Origin of the sequence: Burkholderia sp. MS455, from assembly GCF_016899445.1 — a bacterium.
GTDB lineage: Bacteria > Pseudomonadota > Gammaproteobacteria > Burkholderiales > Burkholderiaceae > Burkholderia > Burkholderia pyrrocinia_C.
Window position 1 is genome coordinate 3,183,106 of sequence record NZ_CP041778.1, and the last position, 13,736, is coordinate 3,196,841.

The following is a 13,736-nucleotide window of genomic DNA, read 5'->3' on the forward strand; positions in this document are numbered from 1 at the left end:
CGGCTGTGCGGAGCCGATAATGCGGCACACAGAAAACGCCTCCGGACGCTATGCGTGCGTCGATATCGACGTAGCCGAACGAGCCCGATATGTTTGGGCGTTTCGTACCAGATGCCGGCTCGAATGTTTTGCACCTCTGAATGAAAACAGGCGCAACACGGTGAGGGATTGGCGCCATCGACTGCAAGCGATCGCGCCGCGCTTCACGCAGCCGAAGGATGCTACGGCTGCAACTTCATCCTGAAACCCACGACGCCCGGCTCCTCCGTCGTCGACACCTCAAAACCGCACGACTTCGCGAGCGAGATCATCGCCGAGTTCTCGCGCAGCGCCTCGCCGATCATCCATGCGGTTCCGCGCGAGCGTGCGTAGTCGATGATGCGGTTCATCAGCAGCCGGCCGAGCCCCTTGCCCTTCTGATCGGGCCGCACCGCGATCGCGAACTCCGCCGTCTCGTTGTCGGGATCGGCGACCGCGCGCACGACCGCCAGCGTATGGTCGCGCCCCGACACATCGGTGTACGACACGATGAGGGCCATCTCACGGTCGTAGTCGATCTGCGTCATGCGCGCCACCTGCGAATGATCGAAGCCGCGCACCGCGCCGAAGAAACGCATCCGCAGATCGTCCGGCGTCATCGCGCCGAGCAGTTCGTTATGCGCGGCCTCGTCTTCCGGACGGATCGGACGGATCGTCACCGTCTCGCCGCGCCACTCGAGCGTCTGCTCGAGGTGGCGCGGATACGGCATGATCGCAAGCCGGCTGCGCCCCGTGGCTAGCGTGATGCGCGGCGCGATCACCTGCGCGCGATCGGACAACACACGCAGCGTGACGGACATCGCGACGACTTCGCGCACGTCGCAGACGACCTGCGACAGCGCCGTCAACGCGTCGAGCGTCGGCTCGACGGGCGTACGGCGCGCATACGGCGAGCGCTCCATCACCGCGCGGGCGAGCACGGTGTTCAGCGGCGGCAGGCCGTAGACGACGAATGGCGCCGACACGCCGTCCGCAGGCGGCACGGCATAGCGAAACACCGGACCGAAGTTCGAATCGTCGTACATGTCGACCGTGACATCGACGACTTTGGCACCGGCCGGCTCGCCCGCCTGCTCGCCTTGCAGGCCGAAATGGGACAGCCAGCGCAGCGCGGCTTCGCCAGCCAGTTCATGCTGGCCGGCTTCGACCATCCGGCGCGCGTCGGCCTGTGCGGACGCAACGCACTCGGCCGGCTGCAGCGGCGTGCCCTCGGGCGTCTGCATCAGCAGTTGCCGCCCGAGGTTGTAGTCGACGAGACGCGCATACGCGCGCGCGAGCCGCTGCGGTGTCGTGTGTACGGGAATGCCGTTCGCGTGCAGCGCATCGCGCGTCGCCGCGTCGACCGCGCCGAAGAAACATGCGAGGATGCCGCGATGCGCATACTGCCGCGATTCGATCAGCGTGCGCGCAACCGAATCGGCCGGCGCGCTGTGGGACGTCGAATGGACGACGAACAGCGTGCCCGTTTGCGGGAACGGCGCGAGCGCCTTGATCGCCGCGGCGAAGTGCTCGGGGCGCGCGTCGTCGCCCAGCGTCAGCGGATTGCCCGGCGCAGCCAGATGCGGCAGCGCGGCCGACACGGCCGAGGTTGCAGCCGGCGACCAGCCGGACAGCACGTCGCGCACCTCGGCGACCGCATCGACCGCCAGTTTCGCGACACCCGCATCGCTCGTCACGAGCGTCGCCGCGCCGCGCGCCGTGACACGGCCGACGCCGAGCGTCTCGATCTCGTCGAGCAGATCGTCGAGCGCATCGACGCGCACCATCCCCGCGCGCTGGAACGCCGCCGTATAGAGCGCGTCGCCGGGATCGGCGCGCCCGGTGCGCAACGCGAGCACCGGCTTGTTGCGTGCGGCCGCACGTGCGGCCGACATGAACTTGCGCGCGGCGCGCACGGTATCGAGTTCGAGCAGGATCGCGCGCGTGCCGGGATCGCTCGCCAGATAGTCGAGCACGTCGCCCGCATCGACGTCGGACTCGCTGCCGAGTGCGACGACATGCGAAAAGCCGAGGCCCCGCGCATCGGCCCAGCCGAGCGCCGCGTTCGTCAGCGCATTCGATTGCGACACCCACGCGACGCCGCCCGAACGCGCCGTATAGGCCGGCGCGCCGAAATGCGCATGCCGTGCGGGCGACAGCACGCCGAGGCTGCCGGGCCCGACGATACGGAGCACGAACGGCTTCGCCGCCTTCAGCGTGCGATCGAGTGCGGTGCGATCGGCATCCGTGCGCGCCTCACCGACGATCACCGCGACGCGCGTGCCGAGTTCGCCGAGCTTGCGCACGATGCCGGCCCAGGTCGCGGGCGGCGTGCAGATCACGGCTACCGACGGCGGCGCGGGCAGCCGGTCGACGTCGGAGACGACCGTATGCCCGTTCAGCTCGCGATATTTCGGATTGACGGGCCACACGGGCCCGTCGAACGCACCGTCGAGCACGCGCGACCACACCATCGCGCCGATACTGCCCGCGCGCGACGACGCGCCGACGACCGCAACGGACTTGGGCTGGAACAACGCATCGAGATGGCGAACGGTCACATCGGCTCCCTGCGGTAACGAAAGACGGCCCGAGCGGCATACGGCACGGACAGGCCGCGCGCCGCTCGACGCGAACCCCAAGCATAGGCGAAGCGCATGCGGCTGCCTATATGCCGAACGGCCGACTACCCGACGAACGTCAACGCTCGCACCATGGATCTGCAACACAAGCGCGACGCGACATCGCCGCAAGCCGCAAGCCGCAAGCAACATGGCGCGACGCTGCCGCTTCCTCAAAGGTGAGGATTTACAGGAGCCATGGTGAGTATCTTCGGGAATTGCACGGCACAACGCGCAAACACGCGAAAGGTGATGGAAATCCGCAGCAGGCGGGCACCGCGGAAATGGCGAATGCCAATGCGCATGCACTGCGCAATTGCACGGTTGTTTACCGGAATTCACCGCGATAAGCAGCCGAATCGCGGCGAATTCGCAAAACGTGACCCGTTAATCGTGCGACATTGCACTGCATTTCGTCAGCGGGAATCGTATGGCGACGGCGCAAAAACAAAACGGTGCAACGGCCGCATGGCCGTTCGCACCGTCAGTCAACGCACGAAAGGTGAGGATTTTCGGGAGTCAGTCCTTGATCAGGAAACGTGCGCGATTCTTGCCGAGCCATGCCGGCGCGCGCCCGCGGCCACTCCAGGTTTCGCCCGTCTTCGGATTCAGGTATTTCGGCGGCAACGTGCGCTTCGGCTTCGAGGTAGCGGCGGCGCCGGTACCTACCGGACGAAAACCGAGCTCTTCCGGCGTGATGTCGTATTCGTCGATTTTCGCGCGGATATCGGCAATCGCGTCGGCAATCGCCTTTTCGCGTTCCTTGTCGATCTTTTGCTGAAGTCGTTCGAGCTGCGCGGTCAGTTGCCTGTAGGTCGCCATATGGATGGGACTCCGTGAGTGTTATTCGTGAAAAATAGACGACTCCAAGCAAACAGAAAAGCGCTTCGCCCGATCGCGGTCTCCTCGGCCGGTCATTTCGGGATCAGTAACCGCTTTTCTTCTTGCATGCGAAGAGAAGATTTCGCACGGTGTCATCGGTCGATTGCTGGATCACTTCGAAATCCCCGTTGCACATGGCCCGGGCATTGTCCGTGCAATTGCTCCAGCCGCTGCCGGTGCATTGCACCTGTGTGGTAGGGCGCCCGTCCGAAGTGAACAGCGGCGCGCTGCCACCGCACCCGCCGAGCCCTGCAACCAGAGCCAACAACCCGGCCACCCGAGGCCACCGACAGACCGACGCAAGCATGTGTTTCATTATTCTTCCCGTCAACCATTTTTTGAATGTCGCGAGTATGCCATGCGCGGCCCTTCCGTCGTCAGTTCGGCGTGCGGCCCGGTTGCCCGCGCGCCTTGTACGGCAAGCTCCGGCGCGGATCGTCGGTGATACGAACGAACACCTGCTCGACGTCCGGAAGCGCCTCGAGTTCGCGTTGCAGCGCCTGCCGATCGAACGCCGTATCCGCGCATCCTTCGACATAGATGAAACGTCGCTGCACGGTGATCCACAGGCTCGTACCGTGCAGGCGATCGGAGCCTGCGAAGTGCGCCTTCGCGGCATCGGCGATCGGCGCGTCATACATATACGAATTCGGTTTCGTGCAGCGATGCGCGAGCCAGCAGGTGGTACCGCGTTCGGCGCGGTAATGCGCGTCGTCCGTCATCTCGGCGCGGGTCATCCACGGGCCGAGCGGCAGCGGGCATTCGGCCAGGTCCTGCGACAGCGCGACGAACGGATCGTTGTACCAGTTGCGTCGCGCCTCGGGCGCGTCCGCGTCGCCGGACTGCGCGAGCGCGGAGGTTGCCAGCAACAGGGTCAGCCAACCTGCGATACCGATCCGTTTCATCGTGATCTCCTGTTCGATGCTTCAACTCCGGCCGCATCGGCGCCGCCGATCGGCCTACCGGTCGATGCCCAGCGCCGCCAGCTTCTTGTACAGCGTCGCGCGGCCGATCCCGATGCGCACGGCGGCTTCCACAACCTTGCCGTCGCAGGCCGCCAGCGCGTCGATCAGGAACTGGCGCTCCCACGCCGCCAATGCATCGGCATACGAAGCGACCGGCGCACCGGATGCACCGGATGCACCGGACGCGCCACCCGCGCCCCGCTCGACCGGCGCTGCGGCAACACGCTGCGCCGGCGATGCGCCGTCCGTCGATATGCGTACCGGCCCGAGGAACGGCGCGAGCGCACGCGCATCGATCACCGAACGGTCCGACAGCATCAGCGCGCGTTCGAGCGTATTGCGCAACTCGCGCACGTTGCCCGGCCACGGATACGCACACAGCATCCGCAGCGCGTCGTCGGTCAGCTCGCAGTGCGCGGCGCGTCCGTGCTGCGCGGCCAGTTCCTCGAGCGTCGCGTATACGAGCGCCGCGATGTCCGACGCCCGCTCGCGCAGCGGCGGTGCGTGGATCGTCAGCACGTTGAGCCGGTAATAGAGATCCGCGCGAAAACGCCCGGCCTCCACGAGCGCCGGCAGGTCGGCCGACGTCGCGGCAATGATCCGGACGTCCGCGCGCACGATCCGGTTCGAGCCGACCGGCTCGAACTCCTTGTCCTGCAGCACGCGCAGCAGCTTGCCCTGCAACGGCAGCGGCATGTCGCCGATCTCGTCGAGAAACAGCGTGCCGCGATCGGCCAGCTCGAACTTGCCGACGCGCCCCTTGCGGTCAGCGCCCGTGTACGCACCGGGCGCCGCGCCGAAGAATTCGGTTTCGAGCAGCGTGTCGGGAATCGCAGCGACGTTGACGGTCACGAGCGGCTGGAGCGCACGCGCCGAAGCCGCGTGGATCGCGTGCGCGAGCAGCTCCTTGCCGGTGCCCGTCTCGCCGAGCAGCAGCACCGGCGAATCGACCTGCGCGGCCCGCCGCGCCTGGCGCTTGGTTTCGAGGCTCGCGGCACTCGTGCCGACGAAGCTCGCGAACGTGTATTTCGCGCGGCGCGCCTGTGCGAGCGAACGCTGCGTCGCGATCAGCTGCTGCTGAAGCTGCACGTAGCGGGAAAAGATCGGCGTAAGCGTCTTCAACTGGTCGAACAGCGCGAAGCCGATCGCGCCGACCGTCTCGCCGGCCTCGTTCTTCAGCGGCAGGCGCGTGACGACGAGCGGCTCGCGGCCCGTCTCCATGATGTCGAGCAGGATCGGCTGCCCGGTCGATACGACCTCGCGCATCAGGCTGTTCGGGATCACGGCCTCGCAGTCGAGGCCGACGGCCTGCTGCGGATCGGCGAAACCGAAGCGCGCCGCGTAACGCTCGTTCATCCACACGACGCGCGCGTCGCGATCGACGACCACCGTGCCCGCGCTCGAATCCTCGAAGGTCCGGAACAGCGACTCGGCGGCGCGCCGCAGCACGTCGCCGTAGTTGACGGGCAGGCGGGCCCAGTCGTTCATCATCGTGTCTTCGTCCCCATGTATTTTCGACCGGACGTCTCCGGAACGAGACGGATTATCTCACTCTGGAGACACGCCACAACGGCTTGTCCGGGAAAGTCCTGCCCGATTTCACGAGCTGGCCGGATGGCCATAACGTCTCCAAATGGAGACGTTTTCTGTAGAATCGTCAGACATGGACCGGCGCGGGCCCGCCGGTCTCCGCCGGACCCATGTCCGGCGGCGCAATCCGGCCGATGGCACGAAACCTGCACGAACCTGAGCCGGTCCGCGGCGCGTCGCGCGATCGAACAACAACCAAAGCCATTAGGAGACTCCCCTTGTCTTTCGTGATCGTCCTCGCCGCGCTGGCGTTCCTGATGTACGCCGCGTATCGCGGCTACAGCGTGATCCTGTTCGCGCCGATCGCCGCGCTCGGCGCGGTGCTCCTGACCGAACCCGCCGCCGTCGCACCGGTCTTCTCCGGCATCTTCATGGAGAAGATGGTCGGCTTCGTCAAACTGTATTTCCCGGTATTCATGCTCGGCGCGGTGTTCGGCAAGGTGATCGAACTGTCCGGGTTCTCCGAATCGATCGTCCATGCGGCGATCCGCTACATCGGCCGCTCGCGCGCGAATGCGGTGATCGTCGCGGTGTGCGCGCTGCTCACCTATGGCGGCGTGTCGCTGTTCGTCGTGGTGTTCGCGGTCTATCCGTTCGCGGCCGAACTCTATCGCCAGAGCAACATTCCGAAGCGGCTGATGCCCGGCGCGATCGCGCTCGGCGCGTTCTCGTTCACGATGGATTCGCTGCCCGGCACGCCGCAGATCCAGAACATCATCCCGACCACGTTCTTCAAGACGACCGCGTGGGCCGCACCGGCACTCGGCACGATCGGCTCGCTGTTCATCGTCGTCGTCGGCCTCTCTTATCTGGAATGGCGCCGCCGCTCGGCGATGGCGAAGGGCGAAGGCTACGGCACGTCGCTCGTCAACGAGCCCGAGCGCGTCGAGGCGACGTCGCTGCCGCACCCGGCGCTCGCGATCCTGCCGCTGATCCTCGTCGGCGTGTCGAACTTCCTGTTCACGAAGCTGATCCCGCAGTGGTATGGCGCCGCGTCGTACACGGTCGCACCGGACGTGCTGCCGGGCGTGCACACGCCGGTGACGACGTCGATCAAGACCGTCGTCGCGATCTGGTCGGTCGAGGCGGCGCTGCTGCTCGGCATCGTGCTGGTCGTGCTGACCGCGTTCAATCGCGTCAGCGATCGCTTCGCGGCCGGCTCGAAAGCCGCCGTCGGCGGCGCACTGCTCGCCGCGATGAACACCGCGTCGGAATACGGCTTCGGCGGCGTGATCGCCGCGCTGCCGGGCTTTCTGGTCGTCGGCGATGCGCTGAAGAGCATCCCGAACCCGCTCGTCAACGCGGCCGTGTCGGTCAGCTCGCTCGCCGGCATCACGGGCTCGGCGTCGGGCGGCATGAGCATCGCGCTGGCCGCGATGTCGGACCTGTTCATCAAGGGCGCGCAGGCAGCCAACATTCCGATGGACGTGCTGCACCGGGTCGTCGCGATGGCGAGCGGCGGCATGGACACGCTGCCGCACAACGGCGCGGTCATCACGCTGCTCGCAGTCACGGGCCTCACGCACCGCGAGTCGTATCGCGACATCTTCGCGGTCACCGTCATCAAGACGCTCGCGGTGTTCTTCGTGATCGCGGTGTACTACACGACGGGGCTCGTGTAAGCGCCTGCATGAGGCGGCGTTCCGTACGCCGCCTCCAGGCCTGCCGCATCATCGCGGCCGGCCTCTTCGAGCCCGACCCGCGTTACTCGATCGGACCGCATGCGAACCGGAACGGATTCCGGAGTTCGCATCCGGTCCGATTTCAATTCCCGCTCACCAGAGCCGGTCGGCTCCGCACCGCCGCGCGGCTCGCGTGTCGCGTCGCCCGTCACTGTTGTCAAGCCGACATCCGGCATCGCCCGCCACCGCCTGCCCATTGTTACCCGCAGCAAAACACTGCGTTGGGCGCGATCGCATTTTTCGCGCGCCCGCCCCGGCCTACACTGGTTTCAACGTCGCCCGGCGCTTCGACGAACGAAGCGCGGCGAATCACCGGAATCCTGGAGGTCCCGATCATGAAGCGCCTGATCCAAGCCGTTGCCATTGCCCTGGCCGTATCGGCCCCGCTCGCCGCGCAAGCGCAGTCGAACCAGCCGCTGACGCGCGCGCAGGTCCACGCCGAAGTGAAGGCGCTCAAGCAGGCCGGCTTCCAGTCGAGCGACTGGTTCTATCCGGCCAGCATCGTTTCCGCCGAAGCGAAGATTGCCCGTCAGCACGACGCCGGATACGGCAGCGATCGCGGCGCGTCGTCGGAGTCGGGCCGGTAATCTACCGTCCGGCCCGCTCGACGATGTGCGAGTGCGTCGTTATGCCTTCACGGGCTGGATCAGCTTCGCGCACGCCGCTGCCTGCGGATCGCCCGCGGGCAGTTTCCCGCATACGCCGTCGAACTGCTTCACGACCGACCGGACCGACGCATCGTGCGCGCCGCCGCTGCGCCAGCGGTTCAATTGCGTGACGACCTTCGTCAATGCGCGCAGGTTCGCGCCGTAGAACGCGTCCCGGGTCTTGTCGGCCTGTGCGAGCACGCTCGCGGCAATCCCTTCGATACGCGCCGAATCGTCCGGCGCCAGTTCGACCGCATTCGCAAAATAGGTCGCGCCCCAGCGCAGCTTCGTCGCCGGCCCGCTCGCCGAGTCGTATGCCTTGCGATACCAGTCGAGCGCCGCGGCCTTGTCGCCGCGCGCCTTCGCATTCGCGGCCAGCCCTGACATGAAGTAATACGGCGTCGACGAACGCGGCAGCTCGGCCTTCAGCAATGCATCCGACTCGTCGTACAGCCCCGCGTCGGTCAGCGTGTCCGCGCCTTCGCTGACGAGCGCCTGCCGTTCATATGCATTCGCGGCGCCCTGCACCGACGCGGCAATCTGCTTGCGCGCGGTATCGGCCAGCGCCGGCGCAGCGAGCGGCGCGCCCTTGCGCGCGTCGCCGCGCGCAAGCAGCACGCGGCCGTGCAGCGCCATCAGCCGGTCGATCGACGACAGCGTGGTGTCGGTCGACAGGCGCGCGAGCGCCGTGTCGTACGCGCCGCGCAATTTCGCGCGCTGCGCGTCGTCGCCGCCGAGATACGCGACCACGCGCGCGGGCGCCGCGACCAGCACGTCCGAATCGGCCCGCGCCAGCGCTGGATCGTGCAGCACCGCGCGCAGCGAATCGGCGAGCGCCGCCTTGTCGAGCGCGCCGGCCTGCGCCGGATCGTCCGACGCGGCGACCACCGCCGACTTCAACGCAAACCGCGCCGATTCGGCCTTCGCGCCGGCCGCCCGCGCGCGTTGCGCGAGCGACTGCAGCGTCTCGGCGACACGATCGGCCGGCACCGGCAGTGCGCCGTCGGTGTCCCACGAATAGTCGGCCAGCAGACGCCATTCGTCCGGCGTCAGCGACGCGCCGTTCTTCAGCGCAGTCGCGAGCGTCTGCCGCACCGGATGCGCGGCCGTCATCCCGAGCGACAGCGCCTGCATGTAGCGGTCGAGATCGGCCTCGCCCGGCAGCCGCGTCACTTCGGTGCCGTCGGGGCGGAACAGGATCATCGTCGGATAGCCGTGCACCTTGAAACGCTCGCCGAGCTTCTGAGCGCTTTCGGTATCGCCGTCGAGATACACGGGCACGAAAAACGACGAGCGGGTCTTGAATGCCTGCTGGCTGAAGATGGTCGACTTCACCTGGTTACACGACGGGCACCACACCGCGCCCCAGTACAGCAGCAGCGGCTTGCCGGTGCGCTTCGCCAGCGCGAAGGCAGCATCGACATCGCCGTGCTGCCACGCGATGCCGGGCGGCAGATGCGCGCCTTCGGGCGACGCGCTCGCCACCGCGGCGCCCGAAGGCGCGGCAGCGGCAAACGCAGCACCCGCGGCGGCGAACAGGCAGGCGGCAGTCAGATTCCGGAGAGCGGTTTTCATCGAGGCAGGTTCCGTTGAAAGAGACGGTTGCGGGAAGATGTGTCGTGCGAAACGATGACCATGAAGCGATGTTCTTGAAACGATGAAACGCACCGGCGTGCGGCACGACGCAAGCCGGAACGCAGCGGCGCATGGCACGCGCATCGACGCGAAAAAAGCGCACGCCGGCCGGAGCGACCGGCAAATCGATCAACGATACGACCGGCGCAGCCCGCGGAAAACGAACGAATTCTCGAATGAATATGACGCGCTGCACCGTGGCCGCGCGTTCCGTCACGCCCGCGCCGTCAGCCCGTTCACTGCCGGCCCTTGATCCGCGCCATGTGATATACGGCCGCATGCGCGCCGTCGCGCAATGCATAGCCCGGCGATTCGCCTTCGATCCGGAAACCGTGCTTCTCGTAGAGCGCGATCGCCGCGCGATTGTCAGTGAACACGGTCAACTCGAGGCGCGTGATGTTCAGCCAGTTTTCCGCGAGATCGATCGCGGCCGCGAGCAGCCGGCTGCCGACGCCGCGCCCGTGACGAGCCGCGTCGACCATCATGCCGAGCCCCGCCGCATGGCGCCGGCGCGGATTCGGCTCGAACTGCAGGCCGAGATGGCCGACCACCGCGCCGTCGATTTCGGCGACGAGGCTCACGCCGCGCTCGTGCGCGTTTTCGAGTCGCTTCCGCCATTTCTCGAGCGACGGAAACGGATACTGCAACGTATTCATGTACACCGCGGGATGGGCGGCGATCTGCCGGATCGCATCGACGTCGTGCGTCTCGCTGTGCCGGATCTTGATGTCGGTCATGAGTGGGCCGGTTCCGAAAAGTCGCGCCGGCGGCGCGGACTGCGCACACGCGCAGCGACGTTTCGAGCTTAGCCGATTTCATGCATTTGAAACATGGGCGACACGTCGTCGTGCGATGCCGTTGTATCTGCAACGACACACGATCACGCCGTAGGCCGCGATTCGGAAAAATATGACCGGTTCCGCATGCGGCGATCGGTAATTCCTTACCCTCTTCCGTCACGCATCGTGTCCGGAATAATAGTTGCGCACACAACGTCACGCGCACGACATGCGATGTCATTTCTTCATCACGTCGACGTCATGTCGGCTCCCTAGACTGGACGCCGCCCAGCCCGGCATGCGCCGGGCCGGTGTGTGCCGACGTCCTGCCCGCGCATCACGAGCGCGCGGCGCGCAGGACCGCGACGACGGCCGATGCATCCGCGCGACACCGCTCGACGCCACGCGTCGCGCGATGCACGCAGATCCGCCACGCGCGGCCGACGTACTCGCACGCACACGCGTCGCGGCTCGTCCCGGGGGGAACGACGCACGGGCGCATCCAGACGAAGTCACGAACGCTCCCACCATCACAGGATCCGAACGCCATGACGTCACGCCGCAAATTCCTTCAGCAGACGGCCACTTCCGGCCTCGCCGCCGCCGCGCTCGCCGCGTTTCCGCCAAGCATCCGCCGCGCTCTCGCCATTCCCGCGTTTCACGAAACGGGGACCATCAAGGACGTCAAGCACGTCGTGCTGCTGATGATGGAGAACCGCGCATTCGACAGCTACTTCGGCACGTTCAAGGGCGTGCGCGGCTACGGCGACCGCTTCGCGGTGCCGTCGCCGAACGGCCGCGACGTGTTCTACCAGACGTACACCAAGGCGACGCCCGCCACGACCTGCACGCCGTATCACCTCGACGCGAGCCAGGGCAACGCGCAGCGCGCGGGCGGCACGCCGCACGCGTGGGCCGATGCGCAGGCCGCATGGGATCACGGCCGGATGAACCGCTGGCCCGACGCGAAAACGCCGCTGTCGATGGGCTATTACGACGCCGCGGAAGTGCCGTTCCAGCGCGCGCTCGCCGATGCGTTCACGCTGTGCGACCACTACCACTGCGGGATGCACACCGGCACGATCGCGAACCGCCTGTTCTACTGGAGCGGCACCAACGGCCCGAACGGCATCAGCCCGGCCGACGGCAGCCGCGTGAAGATCGCCGCGCTGAACAACCAGTTCAACGGCGGCAACGACATCGGCCCGTCGAGCCAGGGCTGGACCTGGACGACCTATGCCGACCGGCTGCAGCAGGCCGGCGTGAACTGGAAGGTCTACCAGAGCCTGATCGACAATTTCGGCTGCAACGAGATGATGAGCTTCCGCCACTGGCGCGCGGCGATCGAGCAGATGCCGGCCGAGCGCCGGCCCGCCTACGTCGCGTCGACGGACATCACGCAGCCCGTGACGGCGGCCGGCGCGTTCTACGATCCGGCGATCGACGATCCGCTGAGCCCGCTCGCGAAGGGCTTCGGCAACACGATGCCGTACGGCTTTCTCGAAACGTTGCGCGACGACATCCGCAACGGCAAGCTGCCGGAAGTGTCGTGGATCATCCCGCCGTCCGCGTACAGCGAACACCCGGGACCGTCGAGCCCCGCGCAGGGCGGCTGGTACGTGCAGGCCGTGCTCGATGCGCTGACGGCGAACCCGGAGGTGTGGAGCAAGACGGTGCTGCTGGTCAACTTCGACGAGAACGACGGCTTCTTCGACCACATGCCGTCGCCGGCCGTGCCGTCGCGCAACGCCGACGGCACGCTCGCGGGCGGCCACACGCTGCGGGACGCCGACGTCGCCGTCGAGTACCACGACTTCGCGCCGGCCACGTCGAGCCAGCCGGCGGCGGACGGCCGCCCGTACGGCCCCGGTCCGCGCGTGCCGATGTGGGTCGTGTCGCCATGGAGCCGCGGCGGCTGGGTCAATTCGCAGGTGTTCGACCATACGTCGACACTGCTCTTCCTCGAGAAGCGCTTCGGCGTTGCCGAACCGCAGATCAGCGCGTATCGCCGCGCGGTGTGCGGCGACCTGACGAGCGCGTTCAACTTCCGCTCGCCGAACAACGAACCGCTGCCGACGCTCGCGGGCCATACGACGAAAAGCCAGGTCGACGCGCTGAGCGCCGCGCAGCAGGCCGCGCCGAAGATCGTGCCGCCGGCCGCGCCGGCGCTGCCCGCGCAGGCCACCGGCGTGCGCCCGTCGCGCGCGCTGCCGTACGAGCTGCATGCGAGCGCGCGCACCGATGCCGCCACCGGCACGGTCACGCTGAAGTTCGCGAACACGGGCCGCGCCGCCGCCGTGTTTCACGTCTATGACAAGCTGCACCTCGAGCGCCTGCCGCGGCGCTACGTCGTCGAGCCGGGCAAGACACTGCACGGCGACTGGGCCGCGCGCGCCGACAACGGCGGCAAATATGACCTGTGGGTGCTCGGCCCGAACGGCTATCACCGCCGCTTCACCGGCGACCTGAGCCGCCTGGCCGGCGCCCGCGCGCCTCGTCCGGAAGTGCGCGTCGGTTATGCGGGCGCGAGCGGCAACCTCCACCTGCGGCTGCGCAACGACGGCGGCGGCACGGTGCGCTTCACGGTGAAGTCGAACCAGGTCTACGGGCCGCTGCCCAGCCGCGGCGCGAACGACGATCGCGGTCACGGCCACGGCCACGGCAACGAGGACGGCAACAACCAGGGCCACTATTACGGCAATGGCAACGGCACGGGCACCACGTGGATTGTCACGGTGCGCGCCGGCGACCAGTCCGAGCTGCACTGGAAGCTCGACTCGACCGGCCACTGGTACGACTTCATCGTCACCGCCGACAGCGACGCGAGCTTCTCGCGCCGGGTGGCCGGCCGCGTCGAAACGGGCCGCCACTCGGTCAGCGACCCGGCGATGGGGCTGGCCGACCGCTTCTGACGCCG

11 protein-coding genes are annotated in these 13,736 nt (G+C 67.4%); 4 read left to right on the forward strand and 7 right to left on the reverse strand.

All coding sequences use genetic code 11. The annotated features are described in order from the left end of the window. Positions 1–221: 221 nt before the first annotated feature. The 5 genes from FPJ27_RS18625 to FPJ27_RS18645 form a co-directional block, all read right to left on the reverse strand. Complete coding sequence (locus FPJ27_RS18625) at positions 222–2,579, reverse strand: GNAT family N-acetyltransferase (protein WP_204422088.1); 2,358 nt, start codon at positions 2,577–2,579, stop codon at positions 222–224. 579 nt (positions 2,580–3,158) lie between these two features. Then, positions 3,159–3,461 carry an H-NS histone family protein gene (locus tag FPJ27_RS18630; RefSeq protein ID WP_034181619.1) on the reverse strand — a complete coding sequence of 101 codons (303 nt, stop codon included), beginning with the start codon at positions 3,459–3,461 and terminating at the stop codon, positions 3,159–3,161. A 103-nt stretch (positions 3,462–3,564) separates the two neighbouring features. After that, entirely contained in the window at positions 3,565–3,837 is a 273-nt protein-coding gene (locus tag FPJ27_RS18635; RefSeq protein ID WP_081938468.1) for a hypothetical protein, read from the reverse strand. Positions 3,838–3,898: 61 nt separating this feature from the next. Continuing rightward, positions 3,899–4,426: a BON domain-containing protein gene (locus tag FPJ27_RS18640; RefSeq protein ID WP_034181618.1), complete on the reverse strand. Its 528-nt coding sequence runs from the start codon at positions 4,424–4,426 to the stop codon at positions 3,899–3,901. Between the two features lie 54 nt (positions 4,427–4,480). After that, a complete protein-coding gene (locus FPJ27_RS18645; RefSeq protein ID WP_204422089.1) occupies positions 4,481–5,977 on the reverse strand; it encodes a sigma 54-interacting transcriptional regulator in 1,497 nt (498 codons plus the stop codon). Between the two features lie 317 nt (positions 5,978–6,294). On the opposite strand from FPJ27_RS18645, the gene FPJ27_RS18650 reads away from it, so the two are divergent. Both FPJ27_RS18650 and FPJ27_RS18655 read left to right on the forward strand, forming a co-directional pair. Next, complete coding sequence (locus tag FPJ27_RS18650; RefSeq protein WP_034181616.1) at positions 6,295–7,698, forward strand: GntP family permease; 1,404 nt, start codon at positions 6,295–6,297, stop codon at positions 7,696–7,698. Positions 7,699–8,093: 395 nt separating this feature from the next. After that, complete coding sequence (locus FPJ27_RS18655) at positions 8,094–8,345, forward strand: DUF4148 domain-containing protein (RefSeq protein ID WP_111020388.1); 252 nt, start codon at positions 8,094–8,096, stop codon at positions 8,343–8,345. A gap of 39 nt (positions 8,346–8,384) precedes the next feature. On the opposite strand, the gene FPJ27_RS18660 is transcribed toward FPJ27_RS18655, so the two are convergent. Further along, positions 8,385–9,980: a thioredoxin family protein gene (locus FPJ27_RS18660; RefSeq protein WP_072440054.1), complete on the reverse strand. Its 1,596-nt coding sequence runs from the start codon at positions 9,978–9,980 to the stop codon at positions 8,385–8,387. An 82-nt stretch (positions 9,981–10,062) separates the two neighbouring features. On the opposite strand from FPJ27_RS18660, the gene FPJ27_RS18665 reads away from it, so the two are divergent. After that, entirely contained in the window at positions 10,063–10,293 is a 231-nt protein-coding gene (locus FPJ27_RS18665) for a hypothetical protein (protein WP_204422090.1), read from the forward strand. Here the strand turns inward: FPJ27_RS18665 and FPJ27_RS18670 are convergent. Then, complete coding sequence (locus tag FPJ27_RS18670; protein ID WP_072440052.1) at positions 10,277–10,777, reverse strand: GNAT family N-acetyltransferase; 501 nt, start codon at positions 10,775–10,777, stop codon at positions 10,277–10,279. The two genes, FPJ27_RS18665 and FPJ27_RS18670, sit on opposite strands and share 17 nt — an antisense overlap. Before the next feature lie 590 nt (positions 10,778–11,367). Between FPJ27_RS18670 and FPJ27_RS18675 the strand changes: the two genes are divergently transcribed. Further along, a complete protein-coding gene (locus FPJ27_RS18675) occupies positions 11,368–13,731 on the forward strand; it encodes a phospholipase C, phosphocholine-specific (RefSeq protein WP_204422091.1) in 2,364 nt (787 codons plus the stop codon). Positions 13,732–13,736: the final 5 nt, after the last annotated feature.

What these genes read in the sequence shown, in the direction of transcription:
- FPJ27_RS18630 (WP_034181619.1), bottom strand. Translation starts at nt 3,461, where the DNA reads ATGGCGACCTACAGGCAACTGACCGCGCAGCTCGAACGACTTCAGCAA.
- FPJ27_RS18635 (WP_081938468.1), bottom strand. Translation starts at nt 3,837, where the DNA reads ATGAAACACATGCTTGCGTCGGTCTGTCGGTGGCCTCGGGTGGCCGGG.
- FPJ27_RS18640 (WP_034181618.1), bottom strand. Translation starts at nt 4,426, where the DNA reads ATGAAACGGATCGGTATCGCAGGTTGGCTGACCCTGTTGCTGGCAACC.
- FPJ27_RS18645 (WP_204422089.1), bottom strand. Translation starts at nt 5,977, where the DNA reads ATGATGAACGACTGGGCCCGCCTGCCCGTCAACTACGGCGACGTGCTG.
- FPJ27_RS18655 (WP_111020388.1), top strand. Translation starts at nt 8,094, where the DNA reads ATGAAGCGCCTGATCCAAGCCGTTGCCATTGCCCTGGCCGTATCGGCC.
- FPJ27_RS18660 (WP_072440054.1), bottom strand. Translation starts at nt 9,980, where the DNA reads ATGAAAACCGCTCTCCGGAATCTGACTGCCGCCTGCCTGTTCGCCGCC.
- FPJ27_RS18665 (WP_204422090.1), top strand. Translation starts at nt 10,063, where the DNA reads ATGAAACGCACCGGCGTGCGGCACGACGCAAGCCGGAACGCAGCGGCG.
- FPJ27_RS18670 (WP_072440052.1), bottom strand. Translation starts at nt 10,777, where the DNA reads ATGACCGACATCAAGATCCGGCACAGCGAGACGCACGACGTCGATGCG.
- FPJ27_RS18675 (WP_204422091.1), top strand. Translation starts at nt 11,368, where the DNA reads ATGACGTCACGCCGCAAATTCCTTCAGCAGACGGCCACTTCCGGCCTC.